The organism is Microbacterium trichothecenolyticum, from assembly GCF_030818955.1.
GTDB classification, from domain to species: Bacteria; Actinomycetota; Actinomycetes; order Actinomycetales; family Microbacteriaceae; genus Microbacterium; species Microbacterium trichothecenolyticum_B.
Genome location: NZ_JAUTBF010000001.1, coordinates 3,413,654 through 3,427,848 on the forward strand (window position 1 = coordinate 3,413,654; position 14,195 = coordinate 3,427,848).

Genomic DNA, 14,195 nt, shown 5'->3' on the forward strand with positions numbered 1-14,195 from the left:
ATACGCGTGAAGGGCGTTTATGCGTGACCTCGCTGCTCGGGCGACGACCGCGCACGTCGGCGCGGCTCCGGGATGCCATGCCCCGCCGCCGCTCTGCCGTGTCCGCGCCCACGTCGCGCGGTGCATTCCGCCGCGGCACAGCTCCCGCCACGGGGTGCTCCGCCCCCGGCATCCCGTGTCACTTCGAGCGGGTGTTCCGCCCGACGCAAGCCAGGGCGGCTGCCTCGGGGCGACGGACGGGTTGCAGCCCGGCCAAGAGCAGGGCCCTGCGCAGTTCGTTGACGCCGAGCGCTCCCGCGTAGTCCCATCGGGCGATACGCCACCCCTGCCGTCGGAGCGCGTCTTCGCGGCGTTTCTCGGCGCGAACGGCCTCGGCCGCCGCGGCAGCATCGGTGCCGCTGTACTTCATCCACCCGTCGATCTCCCCGATGACCCTCCGCTCCGGCCAGCAGAAGTCCGACCGGTAGACGCGTCCATCGATGCGGTGCTCTGTCTGCAAGGAAGGTGTGGGGAATCCACACCATTCGATGACCGCTCGACTGATCGATTCCCCTGGCGACTCTGCCAGCGGCGTCGCGCGCGACAGGACCCACTGCGCGCGTCTCACCCCGAAAGTGTTCTGTTGTGCGGCGGCGCGATCGAGCAGCATCCGATGATCCAAGCCGAACGACCGGACCGCCGCGTCGGCGACCGCGACGCCCAGCGCGGGAGGAAGTGCCCGGGCGAGGTCGATGACGACGTCCTCGACGGCGGTCATGCGGATGCCGGCGAAAGAACAGGTCGCTCGCGTGTCTGCGCTCGTGTGCACGGTGACGTCGCCGTAGGTCACCGACCGCGAGCGACGTCCATCGAAGATGTGGATCGCGCGGGGATGCCCGAAGACGGGCAACCCGAGCAGCGAGGCGGCGGACTCGTGGGAGAACACCGCATCCGGTCTGGCCGAAGCGAAGGCGTGGACGCGAACGAGGTAGCGGCCCCAGGGTGGCAGCTCCTCCCATGCGGTGCGGACCGTGTACACCCCGGCACGCACGCGCAGCAGCGCTTCGTCGCGCCAGAACGGCGGTCCGGATCGAGGCGCGTGCGACGCGCGCATCAGCGGTGCCGGCGAGGCGAGCAACGATCGGGGAGCGACGTCCATTCGGCGAGCGTGCCAGTTTCGCGGGCGACCCGTGTTCGGGCTGTGGATAACCCCGGGTACTCGCACGCATAAACGCTGTTCGCGCGCATAAACGCGATGCCCACGCGTTTATGCGCGCGAACAGCGTTTATGCGTGCAGGGCGAGGCGCGCAGGCCCCGCGCCCCGCCCCCGCGCCCGCCCCGCGCCCCGCCCCCGCGCCCGCCCCGCGCCCCGCCCCCGCCCCCCGACTCCCGGATGCCGAAGATCTCGGTATCGCGTACAATGGCAAGGTTGCGTGCGTCAGTGCGCGACGACCGCTGCCCGGAACCGCCGGGTGTGCGGGAGAGAGGGAGCCGCGAGGCTCCCGCTCGAGAGAGGAAAAGGATATGGCACCCAAGAAAAAGGTGACCGGCCTGATCAAGCTCCAGATCAAGGCCGGCGCGGCCAACCCCGCGCCGCCGATCGGTCCGGCGCTCGGTCAGCACGGCGTCAACATCATGGAGTTCTGCAAGGCGTACAACGCGGCGACCGAGGCCCAGCGCGGCAACGTCATCCCCGTCGAGATCACCGTCTACGAGGACCGCAGCTTCACGTTCATCCTGAAGACGCCCCCTGCCGCCGAGCTCATCAAGAAGGCCGCCGGCCTGGCGAAGGGCTCGCCCACGCCGCACACCACCAAGGTCGGCAAGCTGACCAAGGAGCAGGTCCGCGAGATCGCCACCACGAAGCAGCCCGACCTGAACGCGAACGACCTCGAGGCCGCCTCGAAGATCATCGCCGGCACCGCCCGTTCCATGGGCATCACGGTCGAGGACTGAGGGAGATAACAATGGCTACCAAGTCCAAGGCATTCCGCGCCGCTGCTGAGAAGATCGCGGCCGACACGTTCTACACCCCCGCCGAGGCCGTCGCCCTGGCGAAGGAGACCGGCTCGAAGAAGTTCGACTCGACCGTCGAGGTCGCGCTGAAGCTCTCGGTCGACCCCCGTAAGGCCGACCAGATGGTCCGCGGCACGGTCATCCTGCCCCACGGCACGGGTAAGACCGCGCGCGTCATCGTCTTCGCCAACGGCCCCGCAGCCGAGGCGGCTCTCGCCGCCGGCGCCGACGAGGTCGGTGGCACCGAGCTCATCGAGAAGGTCGCCGGCGGCTACACCGCGTTCGACGCGGCCGTCGCCACGCCCGAGCTCATGGGCCAGGTCGGTCGCCTCGGTAAGGTCCTCGGACCCCGCGGCCTCATGCCGAACCCCAAGACCGGCACCGTGACCCCCAACCCGGCCAAGGCCGTCGAGGAGATCAAGGGCGGAAAGATCGAGTTCCGCGTCGACAAGCACGCCAACGTGCACTTCGTCGTCGGCAAGGCGTCGTTCTCGGCCGAGCAGCTCGACGAGAACCTGAAGGCCGCGCTCGAGGAGATCGTCCGCCTCAAGCCGTCGAGCTCGAAGGGCCGTTACATCCAGAAGGGCGCCGTCTCGACCACCTTCGGTCCCGGCATCCCGCTGGACGTCAACGCCATCGTCTGACATCCACGTCACCCGGAAGCCCCGCCGCGCCCCGCGCCGGCGGGGCTTCCTCGTGTCGCCCCCGCGCACGCACGCTCGTGCAACCGGCGTCAACCGGGAAGGAACCGGCGTGCCGTCGTGTTCAGATCAAGAGCGCATCTCGTGCCATCCCCCCTCACCCCCCTGCAAGGAACAGCTATGCCCCGTCGCCGTTTGACCGTCCTCGCCGCCACCCTGGGCCTGAGCGCCCTCGCCCTGACCGCCTGCAGCGGTGGTGCGACCTCCGGTGCCTCCTCCGACGCGGGAGCCGAGTACGACCTCGTCTCGGACGGCACGCTGACCGTCGCCACCGAGGGCACCTACCGCCCCTTCTCGTACCACGAGGGCGCGGGGGAGCTCACCGGCTTCGACGTCGAGATCGCCAAAGCCGTCGCCGGCAAACTCGGCCTCGAGGTGCGCTTCCAAGAGACGCAGTGGGACGCCATCTTCGCGGGCCTGGATGCCGGTCGCTTCGACGTCATCGCCAACCAGGTGTCGATCAACCCCGAGCGCCAGGAGAAGTACACCTTCAGCGCGCCGTACACCGTCTCGCGTGGCGTCATCGTCACGAACGATGACGACAGCTCCATCTCGAGCTTCGCCGACCTGTCGGGCAAGACCACCGCTCAGTCGCTCACGAGCAACTGGTACGAGCTGGCCACCCAGAGCGGCGCGCAGGTCGAGGCCGTCGAGGGCTGGGCGCAGGCCGTGGCGCTGCTGAAGCAGGGACGCGTGGATGCCACGATCAACGACCAGCTCACCTACCTCGACTACGAGAAGACGAACAGCCCGACCGGTCTGAAGATCGCCGCCGAGACCGACGACACCTCCGAGAGCGCCTTCGCATTCAAGAAGGGTCAGGACAAGCTCGCCGAGGCCGTCGACGGCGCCCTCGAGGAGCTCCGTGCCGACGGGACGCTCACGACGATCAGCGAGAAGTACTTCGGCGCCGACGTCACGCGGTAAGCGCCGGTTGTAAACCCCCGCCGGCCGCCCGCGTCCCCTCTTTAGCGTGGGGACGCGGGCGACCCACGACCGCCCGCACACCCGGAGTGAGAAAAGAGGCCCATGAACGACGTCTGGACCCTGATGCTCGACTCGTTCTGGCCGATGCTGCTGGCAGGGCTCACGGGCACGATCCCGCTGTCGCTGGCCTCGTTCGCGATCGGGCTCGTGATCGCCCTCGGGATGGCGCTGCTGCGGCTGTCGCGCAACGTGGTGCTCTCGGGTTTCGCCCGCTTCTACATCTCGGTGATCCGCGGCACGCCGCTGCTCGTGCAGCTCTTCGTGATCTTCTACGGTCTGCCCGCCGTGGGCGTGGTGATCGACCCCTTCCCCGCGGCGATCATCGCGTTTTCGTTGAACGTGGGCGGGTACGCCGCCGAGGTCATCCGCGCCGCGATCCTCTCGGTGCCGCGCGGGCAGTGGGAGGCCGCCCACACCGTGGGTCTCTCGTACCGCAAGACGCTGACCCGCATCATCCTGCCGCAGGCCGCCCGGGTATCGGTGCCGCCGCTGTCGAACACGTTCATCTCGCTCGTGAAGGACAGCTCCCTGGCATCCCTCATCCTCGTGTCGGAGCTGTTCCGGCAGGCGCAGAACATCGCTGCGTTCTCGTACGAGTTCATGGCGGTGTACCTGGAGGCGGCACTCATCTACTGGCTGTTCTGCCTGGTGCTGTCGTTCGCGCAGAACGCCCTCGAGAAGAGGTTGGATCGCCATGTCGCACACTGATGCCCCGCTGCTGGAGGTCACCGGCCTCGAGAAGAGTTTCGGCGCGAATCGCGTGCTCGACGGCGTCGACCTCTCGGTCCGCCGCGGCGACGTGCTCGTGCTGATCGGCCCCTCGGGCTCGGGCAAGACGACCGTTCTGCGGTGCCTGAACGGCCTGGAGACCCCGGATGCCGGTGTGGTGGCGTTCCACGGGGGCCCGACCGTCGACTTCTCGGCGAAGGTATCGAAAGCCGATCGCACCGCGCTGCGGGACCGCTCGGCGATGGTCTTCCAGCACCACAACCTCTTCCCCCACCTCACGGTGATCCAGAACGTCATCGAGGGGCCCGTCCAGGCGCACGGCGTGCCCAAGGTCGAGGCCGTCGCGCGCGCCGAGAAGCTGCTCGCCCGCGTGGGGCTGGCTGAGAAACGCGACGCGTACCCGTCCGAGTTGTCGGGTGGTCAGCAACAGCGCGTCGGCATCGTGCGTGCCCTCGCCCTGCAGCCGCAGCTGCTGTTGTTCGACGAGCCCACCAGCGCCCTCGACCCGGAGCTGGTCGGTGAGGTGCTGACGGTGCTGCGCGAACTCGCGAACGAGGGATGGACGATGGTCATCGTCACCCACGAGCTCGGCTTCGCCCGCCAGGTCGCCGATGAGGTGCTCTTCTTCGACGAGGGCGTGATCGTCGAGCGTGGCGCGCCCGCGCAGCTGTTCACGCGTCCCGAGAAGGAGCGGACCCGCCGTTTCCTCGACCGGCTGTTGCGCCCCCTCGACGGTCCCGACCCCGCCTGACACCGGGGTCCGGTAGCGTCGGAGCATGCGCCTCGAGAAGCTGCTCGGCATCGACGTACCCCTCGTGCTCGGCCCCTTCGGCGGCCTGTCGTCGATCGAGTTGACGGCGGCGGTGAGCGAGGGCGGCGGTCTCGGCTCGTTCGGTCTGTACGGCTATGCGCCGGACCGGATCCGCGACACGATCGCAGTGCTGCGCGCCGCCACTTCGCGACCCGTCGCGGTGAACCTGTGGCTGCCGCGCGGCGACGAGGTGACGCCGGGCGACCTCGATCTCGCACCGTTCCTGCGGGCCGCGGCACCGTTGTACGCCGCGGCCGGTGCTACCGCACCGACGACTCCGGCTGCCTTCCTGCCGTCGCTCGACGACCAGCTCGAGGCCGTCTTCGCCGCCCGCCCCGACGTGCTGAGCGTCGTCTACGGCGTTCCGGATGCCGACACCCTCGTTCGTGCGAAAGCTGTCGGCATCCGCGTGATCGGCACCGCCACCTCGGTCGCCGAAGCGGTCGCGCTGGAGGCCGCGGGAGTGGACGCCGTCGTGGCGACGGGAGCGGACGCCGGTGGGCACCGCGTGTCGTTCCTCGCCGACCCCGCCCAGTCGTTGGTGGGGACGTTCTCACTGGTGCCGCAGGTCGTGGACGCCGTAGACGTCCCGGTCATCGCCGCCGGCGGCATCGCCGACAGACGGGGTGTCGCGGCCGCCCTGGCCCTCGGCGCGGACGGCGTGCAAGTGGGGACGGCGTTCCTGCGGACGCGGCAGTCCGCGGCGACGGAGGGGCATCGCGCGGCGATCGCCGCAGCGGCCGACACCGACACCGTGCTGACGCGTGCCATGAGCGGGCGACTGGCCCGTGGCATCCCGAATCGCGCGATGCGCGAGCTCGAGGCGTCGGGCATGATCGCGCCGTTCCCCGCGCAGAACTGGCTGACCGGAGTGTTCCGCGCGGCGGCGGCCGCGGCGGGCGACGCCGATCTCGTGTCGTTGTGGGCGGGGCAGGCCGCGGGGCTGGCGCGGCTCGACGATGCGGCCGATGTCCTGGCCGAGCTGCGGGCGGGCCTGCCGGCGTAGCGCTCGTAGATCGCCGCCAGCCGCCGTCGCGGCGGCCTCAAGCGGTCGCGCGGATCTCGAAGGCCTCCGGCGCCGTTTCAGCGGTGCCGGCGACATCGACACCGGTGACCTGAGCCGGCGGTGGCCCGGTGCGCGCCCACGCGACCAGGGCGTCGAGGGTGGCCTGATCGCCGGCGATGAGTGCCTCCACCGAACCGTCGCGGCGGTTTCGCACCCACCCCCGAGCGCCGAGACGCTCCGCTTCGTTGCGCAGGGCGAAGCGGAAGCCGACGCCCTGCACCCGGCCGCGCACCGTGATCGTCATCGTCGGCATGGGGACATTCTCGCCCCTGCGCACGCATGGCCGCACCGCCCTCGCCGAGCCGCTCTCGACGCCGGGACGACGACGCCGGGACGATTCAGTGCGGCAGCACGAGCGACAGGGCGATCGCGAACATCACCACGGCGATGAGCGCGTCGAGCACGCGCCACGCGCGCGGGGTATCCAACCACCGGCCCAGGAATCGCGCACCGAAACCGAGCGCCGAGAACCACACCAGGCTCGCGAGGCACGCACCCAGCGCGAAGGCCCAGCGGCCCTCGCCATGCGTCGACGCGATCGATCCGAGCAAGAACACGGTGTCGAGGTACACGTGCGGGTTGAGCCATGTCAGGGCCAGGCAGGTGAGCAGGGTGGCGGCGAGCGACGTCCGCGCCGGGCGGGTCTGCACGGTCGTGCCACCGGCATCCGGGCTCGAGGGGGATGCCGGGGTGTCGACGTCGACGCGAAGGGTCGCGCCGCTCGGGCGCACGGCACGGCGCGCGGCGAGCAGGCCGTATCCGATCAGGAACGCCGCTCCCGCCCACCGTACGACGACGATCAGCCACGGGATGGCCTGCAGCACGATCCCGACGCCCGAGACGCCGAGCACGATCAGCACCGCGTCGGAGAGCGCGCAGACGGCCACGACGGCGACGAGGTGTTCTCGTCGGATGCCCTGGCGCAGAACGAACAGGTTCTGCGCGCCGATGGCGACGATGAGCGAGAAACCGAGGCCGAGTCCGGCGAGCAGGGGAGTGAGCACGTCCCGACGCTAAACGCGTCTTCGACAGAAGAACAGCTCATGATTCTGTATCAGCATTAGTTTTGCTTCATGTCGATTCCCCTCGATCTCGCCCGCACACTCGCCGTCGTCGTCGAGGAGGGGACTCTGGAGGCCGCCGCCCGGCGCTTGCACGTGACGCCGTCCGCGGTGAGCCAACGCGTGCGTGCCCTCGAGGACCAGCTCGGCCGTGTGGTGCTCGTGCGCTCGAAGCCGGTGCGCACCACCGAGGCCGGCGACGCCGTCGTGCGTCTCGCGCGGCAGCTCGCCCTGCTCGAACACGACGCGCTCGCCGCGATCGGGGGCGAGGGCGGCGTCGTGGCATCCGTCCCCCTCGCGGTGAATGCCGATTCGCTCGGCACGTGGTTCCTTCCGCCGCTGGCCCGAGTCGCCGCGCGCCGACCGGTCGTCTTCGACCTGCACCGCGACGACCAGGACTTCACCGCGGGACTGCTCGAGACGGGAACCGTCATGGCGGCGGTCACCTCGCGGCAGACGCCGGTGGCGGGATGCCGTGTGCGCAGGCTCGGCGTCCTGCGCTACGAGGCCGTCGCGACGACGCCGTTCGTCGCCCGGTGGTTCGCCGAAGGTGTGGACGCAGACGCTCTTTCTCGGGCGCCCGTGGTCGACTTCGACCGACGCGACGACCTGCAGACGCAGTGGCTGGCGCGCCGGGGGGTGCCGGCGGGAGCCCCTCCGCGGCACCGGGTTCCGGCATCCCAGGACTTCGCGACGGCCGTCGAACTGGGATTGGGGTGGGGTCTGCTGCCGCGTTTCCCATCGGCGTCCGGACTGGCGGCGGGGTCCCTCGTGCGCCTCGGGGACGACCCCCTCGACGTGCCGTTGTTCTGGCAGCAGTGGAACCTCACCTCGGCGCTGCTCGACGATGTCGCCGACGAGGTGGTCGCCGAGGGGCGGCGCGTGCTGGCGACCGGATGAGCTCAGTCGTCGCTGACGTGCAAAACGATCTTTCCGCGGGTGTGGCCGCGCTCGATCTCGGCGTGGGCCGTGGCGGCCTCGTCGAGATCGAAGACCCGGTCGATGAAGACGCGCACGGCTCCGGAGTCGAGCAGGCGGCCGATCGTTGCCAGGGCGGCACCGTCGGGGATCGTCTTGTAGTCGGTCGAGCGGATGCCGCGTGCCGCGGCGGCTTCGCGGAAGCCCGGCCAGGCACCTGTGGGCACCTCGATGAGCATTCCACCCGGGCGGATGACGTCGAGCGAACGCGTGCCGGTGTCGTGGGAGACGTTGCCGATGAGGTCGATCACGACATCGACGTCGGAGACGACGTCTTCGAAGCGCGTGGAGGTGTAGTCCACGACCTCGGCGGCCCCCAGCTCCCGCAGCCACTCGAGGTTGTGGGCTGATCCGGTCGCGATCACGTGGGCGCCGAAGTAGGCGGCGAACTGCACGGCGAAATGCCCGACGCCGCCGCTGCCGGCATGCACGAGGATCCGCTGGCCCTGATGAGCGCGTGCCGTCTCGACCACCAGACCCCACGCCGTGAGCGCGGCCACGGGAACGCCCGCTGCCTCGACGTGCGAGAGGGAGGAGGGCTTGCGCGCGAGCGACAGCGTGGGAACGACGACGTACTCGGCGTAGGCGCCCGGGGTGCGGGGGAATGCCGCCATACCGTAGACCTCGGTTCCGACGGGGAACGGGTGCGCGTCGAAAGGTGCGCGCACCACGACGCCGCTGACGTCGAGACCGAGCACGGCGGGCCAGGAGTCGATGGCGCCGGACATGCCGCGTCCGGCGCGCGTCTTCGCATCGATCGGGTTGACGCCGGCGGCGGCGACGCGAATGAGGACCTCGCTGAGCACCGGTGTGGGAACCGCGACCTCGCTCACGTGCAGCGCGTCGGCAGTGCCCGGGCCGTCGAACACCGCCGCACGCATCGTCTCGGGCACCGCGGGCGGGGCTTCGAGGGTGGTCTCGGGACGCGTCGATCGGAATCTCATTCGGCGCTCTCTCTCGCGTGCGGTCGCATCCGCGGCGGCTCCGCCCCGGTTGGACAAGTCAAGCGCGCCATTGTCTCCAGGGTGTTACACCGGGGTCACCGTGTCGCGAAGGCTCGCGGCGGCTCTCAGTCGTGAGCGGGCGACTCGCCCACGGCCAGGGCGTGCAGCAGCGTGGAGAGGTGGCGGATGTCGTCGACCGACCAGTCGGCCATCGCTTCGTACAGTCGGCTCTCGTGTGGAGCGCGGGCATCGGCGAGGCGGGCATGCCCCGTCTCGGTCACCGCGATCAGGCGCGAGCGGCGATCGTTCGGGTCGGGTGTGCGCGTGACGAGGCCCAGCTCCTCCAGCTCGCTGATCGCGCGGCTGAGGAAACCCTTGTCAGCGGCGAGACGCTCCGCCAACGCCGACAGTGTCAGAGGACCGAACCGGCTGACCACCGAGAGGGCCTTGAACGTGGCCGGCAGCATCCCGGGGCTCACGCGTTCCGCCGCCTCGGACACGAAGCGGCGGAACACGGTCATGAGCTCCGAGAACGACGACTCCAGGGCCTGCACGGCCTCGCGGCGGTCCTCGCTCAGTTCGCTCGTCACGTCAGCCATCTTCTCCCATGCGGGCGTCGCGATGCGAGGCAGCGGCATCCTGCGTCATGACCGTTCCGGTCGCGGACAGCGATGCCATCCCGGCGGGAACGGACACGGTGGCGAAGTCGGCTTCGCTCGCGGCGACCCGCTCCGTGGTCGTCATCCGGGTCAGCGGACGGTTCGGCAGGAACAGGATGGCGATGAGGCTCACCACGGCGACGGGCACCGCGATCAGGAACGAGTGCGCGATGGACTGTGCGTAGATGTCTTCGACGATGACACGGACGCTCTCGGGCAGGGTCGATACCTGGGGGATCGCGCCCGACTGCAGCGACTGCGCCACGGCCGCGCCGCTCTCACCGAGACCCATGATCGCTGACTTGAGGTCGTCGGCCCGGTCGGTGAACAGGCTCGTCGCCATGCTCGCCAGGGCCGCGCCCATGACCGAGACGCCGATCGTGCCGCCCAGGCTCCGGAAGAACGTCACGCCCGAGCTCGCCGCGCCCATCTGGGTGGGGTTGGCGGTGTTCTGCACGATGAGCACGAGGTTCTGCATCGTCATGCCGACGCCCGCGCCGAGCAAGAACATGTACAGCGAGACGAGCGCGAAGTTCGTGTCGTAGTGGATGGTCGACAGCAGGAACGACCCCGCGATCAGCAGCACGCCACCGGCGATGAGGAACGGCTTCCAGCGTCCGAAGCGTGAGATGAGGGCGCCGACGACGATGGATGCCACGAGCAGGCCGCCGATCATCGGAATGGTCATGACGCCGGCCTCGGTCGGGGTGGCCCCGCGGGCCATCTGCATGTACTGGCTGAGGAACACCGAGGTGCCGAACATCGCCAGGCCCGTTGCGATCGAGGCGATCGTGGCGAGGGTGAAGGTGGCATCTCGGAACAGCGTCAGTGGAACGAGGGGCTCGGCCGAGCGCAGCTCGACGACCACGAAGAGGATCGCGGCGAGCACAGCGCCGCCGACCATCAGCAGCGTCTCGGTGCTGGCCCACTCGAAGGTGCTGCCGGCGTTGGTCACCCAGATGAGCAGCAGCGACACGGCTGCCGACAGCAGGACGATGCCGACGTAGTCGATCTTGACCTTCCGCTTCGCGCGCGCCGGGAGGTGCAGCGTGCGCTGTTGGATCAGCAGGGCCGCGACGGCGAAGGGGAGGGCGACGAAGAAGTTGAAGCGCCAGCCGAACGCGTCGGTGATGACACCGCCGAGGAGCGGCCCGCCCACGGTGGCGACGGCCATGACGGCACCGAACAGGCCCATGTACCGCCCGCGCTCGCGAGGGCTGATGATGTCGGCCATGATCACTTGGCTGAGGGCGGCGAGACCGCCCGCGCCCAGGCCCTGCACCGCGCGGAAGGCGATGAGCATGTCGGTGTTCTGCGAGAAACCGGCGGCCGCGGTGGCGAGGACGAAGATCGCGATCGCGACCTGGATGAGCACCTTGCGGTTGAACAGGTCGGCGAGCTTGCCCCAGATGGGGGTCGAGATCGCGGTGGTGAGCAGGGTCGCGGTGACGACCCATGTGTAGGCGTTCTGGTCGCCCGACAGGTCGTGCACGATGACCGGCAGCGAGGTCGAGACGACGGTCGAGGCGAGCATCGACACGAAGGTGCCGAGCAGGAGGCCGATGAGGGCGGGGAGGACGCGGCGCTGTGCGGGCGCGTCGAGGGAAGCGGTTGCCATGCGGGAACTCCACGGAGGGGGACGGATGCCGCGACGACGATGGCGCGATTAGTTGACTGAAGTCAACGATACGCCTAATGCTTGACTTGCGTCAACTATTAATCGAGGAGCGCGAGGGCGCGGTACCCGTCCGTGGGTTCTTTCTGCACCGGCAGCGGCCGGCGCGCCGCCATGGTGCGGCGGTAGAGCTCGTCGATCAGCGAGGTCGCGAGGCCGACGAGCTTGGCGATCTCGCGGTCGTCGCGGTCGATCCACTGGCAGCGGGGCTCGTCGTGCATCGGCACGAAGCCGTCGTGCTGCTCCCAGGCCACGAGCGTGCGCTCCGCGCCGAGCACGTGCTGCTGCCACCAGATCTGGCGCATGTAGGTGCGGGGGATCGAACGCCATGCCTTGTTGGTGGTCTTGATCTCGGCGAGGACGATGCGGCCCTCGCCGTCGACCACCACGCCGTCGGGGGTGGCGAGGTGCCGCTTCTCGACGACGGCGTGATACAGCGCCGACGACGGGCGGATCCCGTGCGTCGCCGCCACCCAGGCGGCGATCTCGGGTTCGCGGCGGCGGCCGTGCGCCGTGAAGGCGTTGCCCGAGAAGCTCGAGCCCATGAGCTTGGCATCCGCTGCTCGCGAGATCGCGTTGGCGCTGGTCAGCGTCGCGACATCGGTCGCGGTGATGCCGCGCGAGCGCGCACGGATCCACGCGACGCGGTCACGCGAATCGGCGACGATCCGGGCGTCGAGGTCGGCGCTGCGGGAGGCGACGAGCTCGGGGGACATGCGTTCGACCCTAACCCCGCTCGCCCCGGGATCCGATCCGAACCCCGGCGCGTCGGCATCCGGGGTCTTGTGGTGGAAGTAAGGGTGCCCTAAGTTGAGGGCATGACTCCGGATGCCACCTCCCTGCGCCGCCCCGACGGCGGTCGCTGGTGCGACCTCGGGGGCGCCGTGCTCCTGGCCGGCGACGTGCGCAACGTGCCCGATATGCAGCGGATCGTCGCCGCTTTGTCGCCCGAGGCCCACGCCACCGTGCTGGTCGAGGTCGACGCATCGATGGGGGTGTGCGTGTTCGAGGCGCCCGATGCCGTGCGGGTGAGCTGGCTCGACCGCTCCATCGAGGGCGAGCTGCGCCCGCGAGGTGAGCGTCTTGCCGCGGCGATCCACGCCTGGTGCGCCGAGTGGGCGTGCGGTGAGGCCCCCGTGTGCACGGTGTGGCTCGGGGCTCGAACCCCCTCCCGTATCGTCCGCATGACGCGCGCCCTCCTGCCCGAGCCCCGCGTGTCCTGACGCCGCCGCGCCCGGCGGTGGGCGGTGAGGTGTCGTGCGGTGGTCCGTCGTGCGGAGTTTCGTGGCGGCGCGCCGTACGCGGGGGTGGCGTGCCGGCGTGTCTCGGCGTATCTCCGCACGACGGCCCGGGGGAGGTGGCACGAGCCGGCGGTTTGGCGGGAGCATCGGGAGTGCGGTACAGTTGTGTTCAAGCCAAAGACCGTCGGTCATCGTCGTGCTCACACGTCGATCGAAGCGTCTGCTGAGAAGCAGGGGACCTACGCAGGTAAACGAATCTCTTCTCGAGCTCCGTGCGCCTGCGCCGGAGCTCTTCTTTTTTGCCCAGACCCCGATGTCCACGGCCGGCGCCCCGCCATCGCGGAGCGCCTCGTACACACAAGGAGTGGCCATGGCGCAGAAGGATGCATCGGTCGCCGAGCTCACGAAGAACTTCGAGAACTCGACCGCCGTTCTGCTGACCGAGTACCGCGGTCTGACGGTTGCCCAGCTCAAGCAGCTGCGCAACGACATCCGTCAGGACGCGGATTACGCCGTGGTGAAGAACACGCTGACCAAGATCGCCGCGTCCAACGCGGGGGTCACGGGACTGGATGACGAGCTCAAGGGCCCGTCCGCCATCGCGTTCGTGCACGGTGACCCCGTCGCCGTCGCGAAGAGCCTGCGTGCCTTCGCCAAGGCTAACCCTCAGCTCGTGGTGAAGGGCGGCTACTTCGATGGCGCCCCCCTGACCGCTGCTGAGGTCAACAAGCTCGCCGATCTCGAGAGCCGTGAAGTCCTGCTGGCGAAGCTCGCCGGTGCGATGAAGGCCTCGCTGACCAAGGCGGCATACGTCTTCCAGGCGCTTCCGTCGAAGGCCGTTCGCACGGTCGACGCGTTGCGCGAGAAGCAGGACACCGCGGCCTGAACCGGCCCGGCTGATTAACCCGATCAAGGAGATACAACATGGCTAAGCTCAGCCACCGAAGAGCTGCTCGACGCGTTCAAGGAGCTCACGCTCATCGAGCTGTCCGAGTTCGTCAAGGCGTTCGAGGAGACCTTCGACGTCACCGCTGCCGCCCCCGTGGCCGTGGCCGGCCCCGCCGCCGGTGGCGCTGCCCCCGCCGAAGAGGTCGAGGAGAAGGACTCGTTCGACGTCGTCCTCGAGGCCGCCGGCGACAAGAAGATCCAGGTCATCAAGGTCGTCCGCGAGCTCACCTCGCTCGGCCTCGGCGAGGCCAAGGCCGTCGTCGATGGCGCTCCCAAGGCCGTGCTCGAGGGCGCGAACAAGGAGACCGCCGACAAGGCCAAGGAGGCCCTCGAGGCCGCCGGCGCTACGGTGACCCTGAAGTAATCACGCTTCACACGGTCGCGGCAACGCGAACCATC

17 protein-coding genes are annotated in these 14,195 nt (G+C 69.6%); 10 read left to right on the forward strand and 7 right to left on the reverse strand.

What is annotated here, in order from left to right; translation table 11 throughout:
- Nucleotides 1-178 precede the first annotated feature (178 nt).
- Entirely contained in the window at nucleotides 179-1,138 is a 960-nt protein-coding gene (locus QE412_RS16130) for a hypothetical protein (protein WP_307486233.1), read from the reverse strand.
- A gap of 366 nt (nucleotides 1,139-1,504) precedes the next feature.
- Between QE412_RS16130 and rplK the strand changes: the two genes are divergently transcribed.
- From rplK to QE412_RS16160, 6 genes are all read left to right on the forward strand, one after another.
- Nucleotides 1,505-1,936, forward strand: a complete 432-nt coding sequence (gene rplK / locus QE412_RS16135; protein ID WP_307450386.1) for a 50S ribosomal protein L11 — start codon at nucleotides 1,505-1,507, stop codon at nucleotides 1,934-1,936.
- 11 nt (nucleotides 1,937-1,947) lie between these two features.
- A complete protein-coding gene (gene rplA / locus QE412_RS16140) occupies nucleotides 1,948-2,640 on the forward strand; it encodes a 50S ribosomal protein L1 (protein ID WP_136586815.1) in 693 nt (230 codons plus the stop codon).
- 177 nt (nucleotides 2,641-2,817) lie between these two features.
- Nucleotides 2,818-3,624: an amino acid ABC transporter substrate-binding protein gene (locus tag QE412_RS16145; RefSeq protein WP_307486241.1), complete on the forward strand. Its 807-nt coding sequence runs from the start codon at nucleotides 2,818-2,820 to the stop codon at nucleotides 3,622-3,624.
- A gap of 102 nt (nucleotides 3,625-3,726) precedes the next feature.
- Complete coding sequence (locus QE412_RS16150) at nucleotides 3,727-4,392, forward strand: amino acid ABC transporter permease (protein WP_307486244.1); 666 nt, start codon at nucleotides 3,727-3,729, stop codon at nucleotides 4,390-4,392.
- Nucleotides 4,379-5,164, forward strand: a complete 786-nt coding sequence (locus QE412_RS16155; RefSeq protein ID WP_307486247.1) for an amino acid ABC transporter ATP-binding protein — start codon at nucleotides 4,379-4,381, stop codon at nucleotides 5,162-5,164. Before QE412_RS16150 ends, QE412_RS16155 begins: the two co-directional genes overlap by 14 nt.
- 25 nt (nucleotides 5,165-5,189) lie before the next feature.
- Nucleotides 5,190-6,230, forward strand: a complete 1,041-nt coding sequence (locus tag QE412_RS16160) for an NAD(P)H-dependent flavin oxidoreductase (RefSeq protein ID WP_307486252.1) — start codon at nucleotides 5,190-5,192, stop codon at nucleotides 6,228-6,230.
- A gap of 37 nt (nucleotides 6,231-6,267) precedes the next feature.
- Here the strand turns inward: QE412_RS16160 and QE412_RS16165 are convergent, their stop codons facing one another.
- Nucleotides 6,268-6,543 carry an acylphosphatase gene (locus QE412_RS16165; protein ID WP_307486256.1) on the reverse strand — a complete coding sequence of 92 codons (276 nt, stop codon included), beginning with the start codon at nucleotides 6,541-6,543 and terminating at the stop codon, nucleotides 6,268-6,270.
- Nucleotides 6,544-6,628: 85 nt separating this feature from the next.
- The gene (locus tag QE412_RS16170) at nucleotides 6,629-7,294 is read right to left on the reverse strand and encodes a LysE/ArgO family amino acid transporter (protein ID WP_307486259.1); all 666 of its coding nucleotides are present in this window, start codon (nucleotides 7,292-7,294) and stop codon (nucleotides 6,629-6,631) included.
- Nucleotides 7,295-7,363: 69 nt separating this feature from the next.
- Here QE412_RS16170 and QE412_RS16175 point away from each other — a divergent pair, with 69 nt between their 5' ends.
- Nucleotides 7,364-8,251 (forward strand): LysR family transcriptional regulator ArgP, encoded by an 888-nt coding sequence (locus tag QE412_RS16175; RefSeq protein ID WP_307486263.1) that lies wholly within the window; start codon nucleotides 7,364-7,366, stop codon nucleotides 8,249-8,251.
- 2 nt (nucleotides 8,252-8,253) lie between these two features.
- On the opposite strand, the gene QE412_RS16180 is transcribed toward QE412_RS16175, so the two are convergent.
- The 4 genes from QE412_RS16180 to QE412_RS16195 all read right to left on the reverse strand — a co-directional run bounded on the left by QE412_RS16180 (nucleotide 8,254) and on the right by QE412_RS16195 (nucleotide 12,323).
- Complete coding sequence (locus tag QE412_RS16180; RefSeq protein WP_307486266.1) at nucleotides 8,254-9,273, reverse strand: NADP-dependent oxidoreductase; 1,020 nt, start codon at nucleotides 9,271-9,273, stop codon at nucleotides 8,254-8,256.
- A 125-nt stretch (nucleotides 9,274-9,398) separates the two neighbouring features.
- Nucleotides 9,399-9,863, reverse strand: coding sequence for a MarR family winged helix-turn-helix transcriptional regulator (locus tag QE412_RS16185; protein ID WP_373426556.1), 465 nt, complete (start codon nucleotides 9,861-9,863; stop codon nucleotides 9,399-9,401).
- 1 nt (nucleotide 9,864) lies between these two features.
- A complete protein-coding gene (locus tag QE412_RS16190; RefSeq protein WP_307486272.1) occupies nucleotides 9,865-11,550 on the reverse strand; it encodes an MDR family MFS transporter in 1,686 nt (561 codons plus the stop codon).
- Nucleotides 11,551-11,648: 98 nt separating this feature from the next.
- Nucleotides 11,649-12,323 (reverse strand): YqaJ viral recombinase family protein, encoded by a 675-nt coding sequence (locus QE412_RS16195; RefSeq protein WP_307486274.1) that lies wholly within the window; start codon nucleotides 12,321-12,323, stop codon nucleotides 11,649-11,651.
- Nucleotides 12,324-12,425: 102 nt separating this feature from the next.
- Between QE412_RS16195 and QE412_RS16200 the strand changes: the two genes are divergently transcribed.
- The 3 genes from QE412_RS16200 to rplL all read left to right on the forward strand — a co-directional run bounded on the left by QE412_RS16200 (nucleotide 12,426) and on the right by rplL (nucleotide 14,160).
- Entirely contained in the window at nucleotides 12,426-12,830 is a 405-nt protein-coding gene (locus QE412_RS16200; RefSeq protein WP_307486278.1) for an SIP domain-containing protein, read from the forward strand.
- Nucleotides 12,831-13,218: 388 nt separating this feature from the next.
- Nucleotides 13,219-13,734 carry a 50S ribosomal protein L10 gene (gene rplJ, locus QE412_RS16205; RefSeq protein ID WP_307486281.1) on the forward strand — a complete coding sequence of 172 codons (516 nt, stop codon included), beginning with the start codon at nucleotides 13,219-13,221 and terminating at the stop codon, nucleotides 13,732-13,734.
- 63 nt (nucleotides 13,735-13,797) lie between these two features.
- On the forward strand, nucleotides 13,798-14,160 hold the full coding sequence (gene rplL, locus QE412_RS16210; RefSeq protein WP_307487272.1) for a 50S ribosomal protein L7/L12: 363 nt from the start codon (nucleotides 13,798-13,800) through the stop codon (nucleotides 14,158-14,160).
- Nucleotides 14,161-14,195: the final 35 nt, after the last annotated feature.

Bases quoted from the DNA above. Each gene is read 5' to 3' on its own strand.
- QE412_RS16130 (WP_307486233.1), bottom strand. From the start codon at position 1,138: ATGGACGTCGCTCCCCGATCGTTGCTCGCCTCGCCGGCACCGCTGATG.
- rplK (WP_307450386.1), top strand. From the start codon at position 1,505: ATGGCACCCAAGAAAAAGGTGACCGGCCTGATCAAGCTCCAGATCAAG.
- rplA (WP_136586815.1), top strand. From the start codon at position 1,948: ATGGCTACCAAGTCCAAGGCATTCCGCGCCGCTGCTGAGAAGATCGCG.
- QE412_RS16145 (WP_307486241.1), top strand. From the start codon at position 2,818: ATGCCCCGTCGCCGTTTGACCGTCCTCGCCGCCACCCTGGGCCTGAGC.
- QE412_RS16150 (WP_307486244.1), top strand. From the start codon at position 3,727: ATGAACGACGTCTGGACCCTGATGCTCGACTCGTTCTGGCCGATGCTG.
- QE412_RS16155 (WP_307486247.1), top strand. From the start codon at position 4,379: ATGTCGCACACTGATGCCCCGCTGCTGGAGGTCACCGGCCTCGAGAAG.
- QE412_RS16160 (WP_307486252.1), top strand. From the start codon at position 5,190: ATGCGCCTCGAGAAGCTGCTCGGCATCGACGTACCCCTCGTGCTCGGC.
- QE412_RS16165 (WP_307486256.1), bottom strand. From the start codon at position 6,543: ATGCCGACGATGACGATCACGGTGCGCGGCCGGGTGCAGGGCGTCGGC.
- QE412_RS16175 (WP_307486263.1), top strand. From the start codon at position 7,364: ATGTCGATTCCCCTCGATCTCGCCCGCACACTCGCCGTCGTCGTCGAG.
- QE412_RS16180 (WP_307486266.1), bottom strand. From the start codon at position 9,273: ATGAGATTCCGATCGACGCGTCCCGAGACCACCCTCGAAGCCCCGCCC.
- QE412_RS16190 (WP_307486272.1), bottom strand. From the start codon at position 11,550: ATGGCAACCGCTTCCCTCGACGCGCCCGCACAGCGCCGCGTCCTCCCC.
- QE412_RS16195 (WP_307486274.1), bottom strand. From the start codon at position 12,323: ATGTCCCCCGAGCTCGTCGCCTCCCGCAGCGCCGACCTCGACGCCCGG.
- QE412_RS16200 (WP_307486278.1), top strand. From the start codon at position 12,426: ATGACTCCGGATGCCACCTCCCTGCGCCGCCCCGACGGCGGTCGCTGG.
- rplJ (WP_307486281.1), top strand. From the start codon at position 13,219: ATGGCGCAGAAGGATGCATCGGTCGCCGAGCTCACGAAGAACTTCGAG.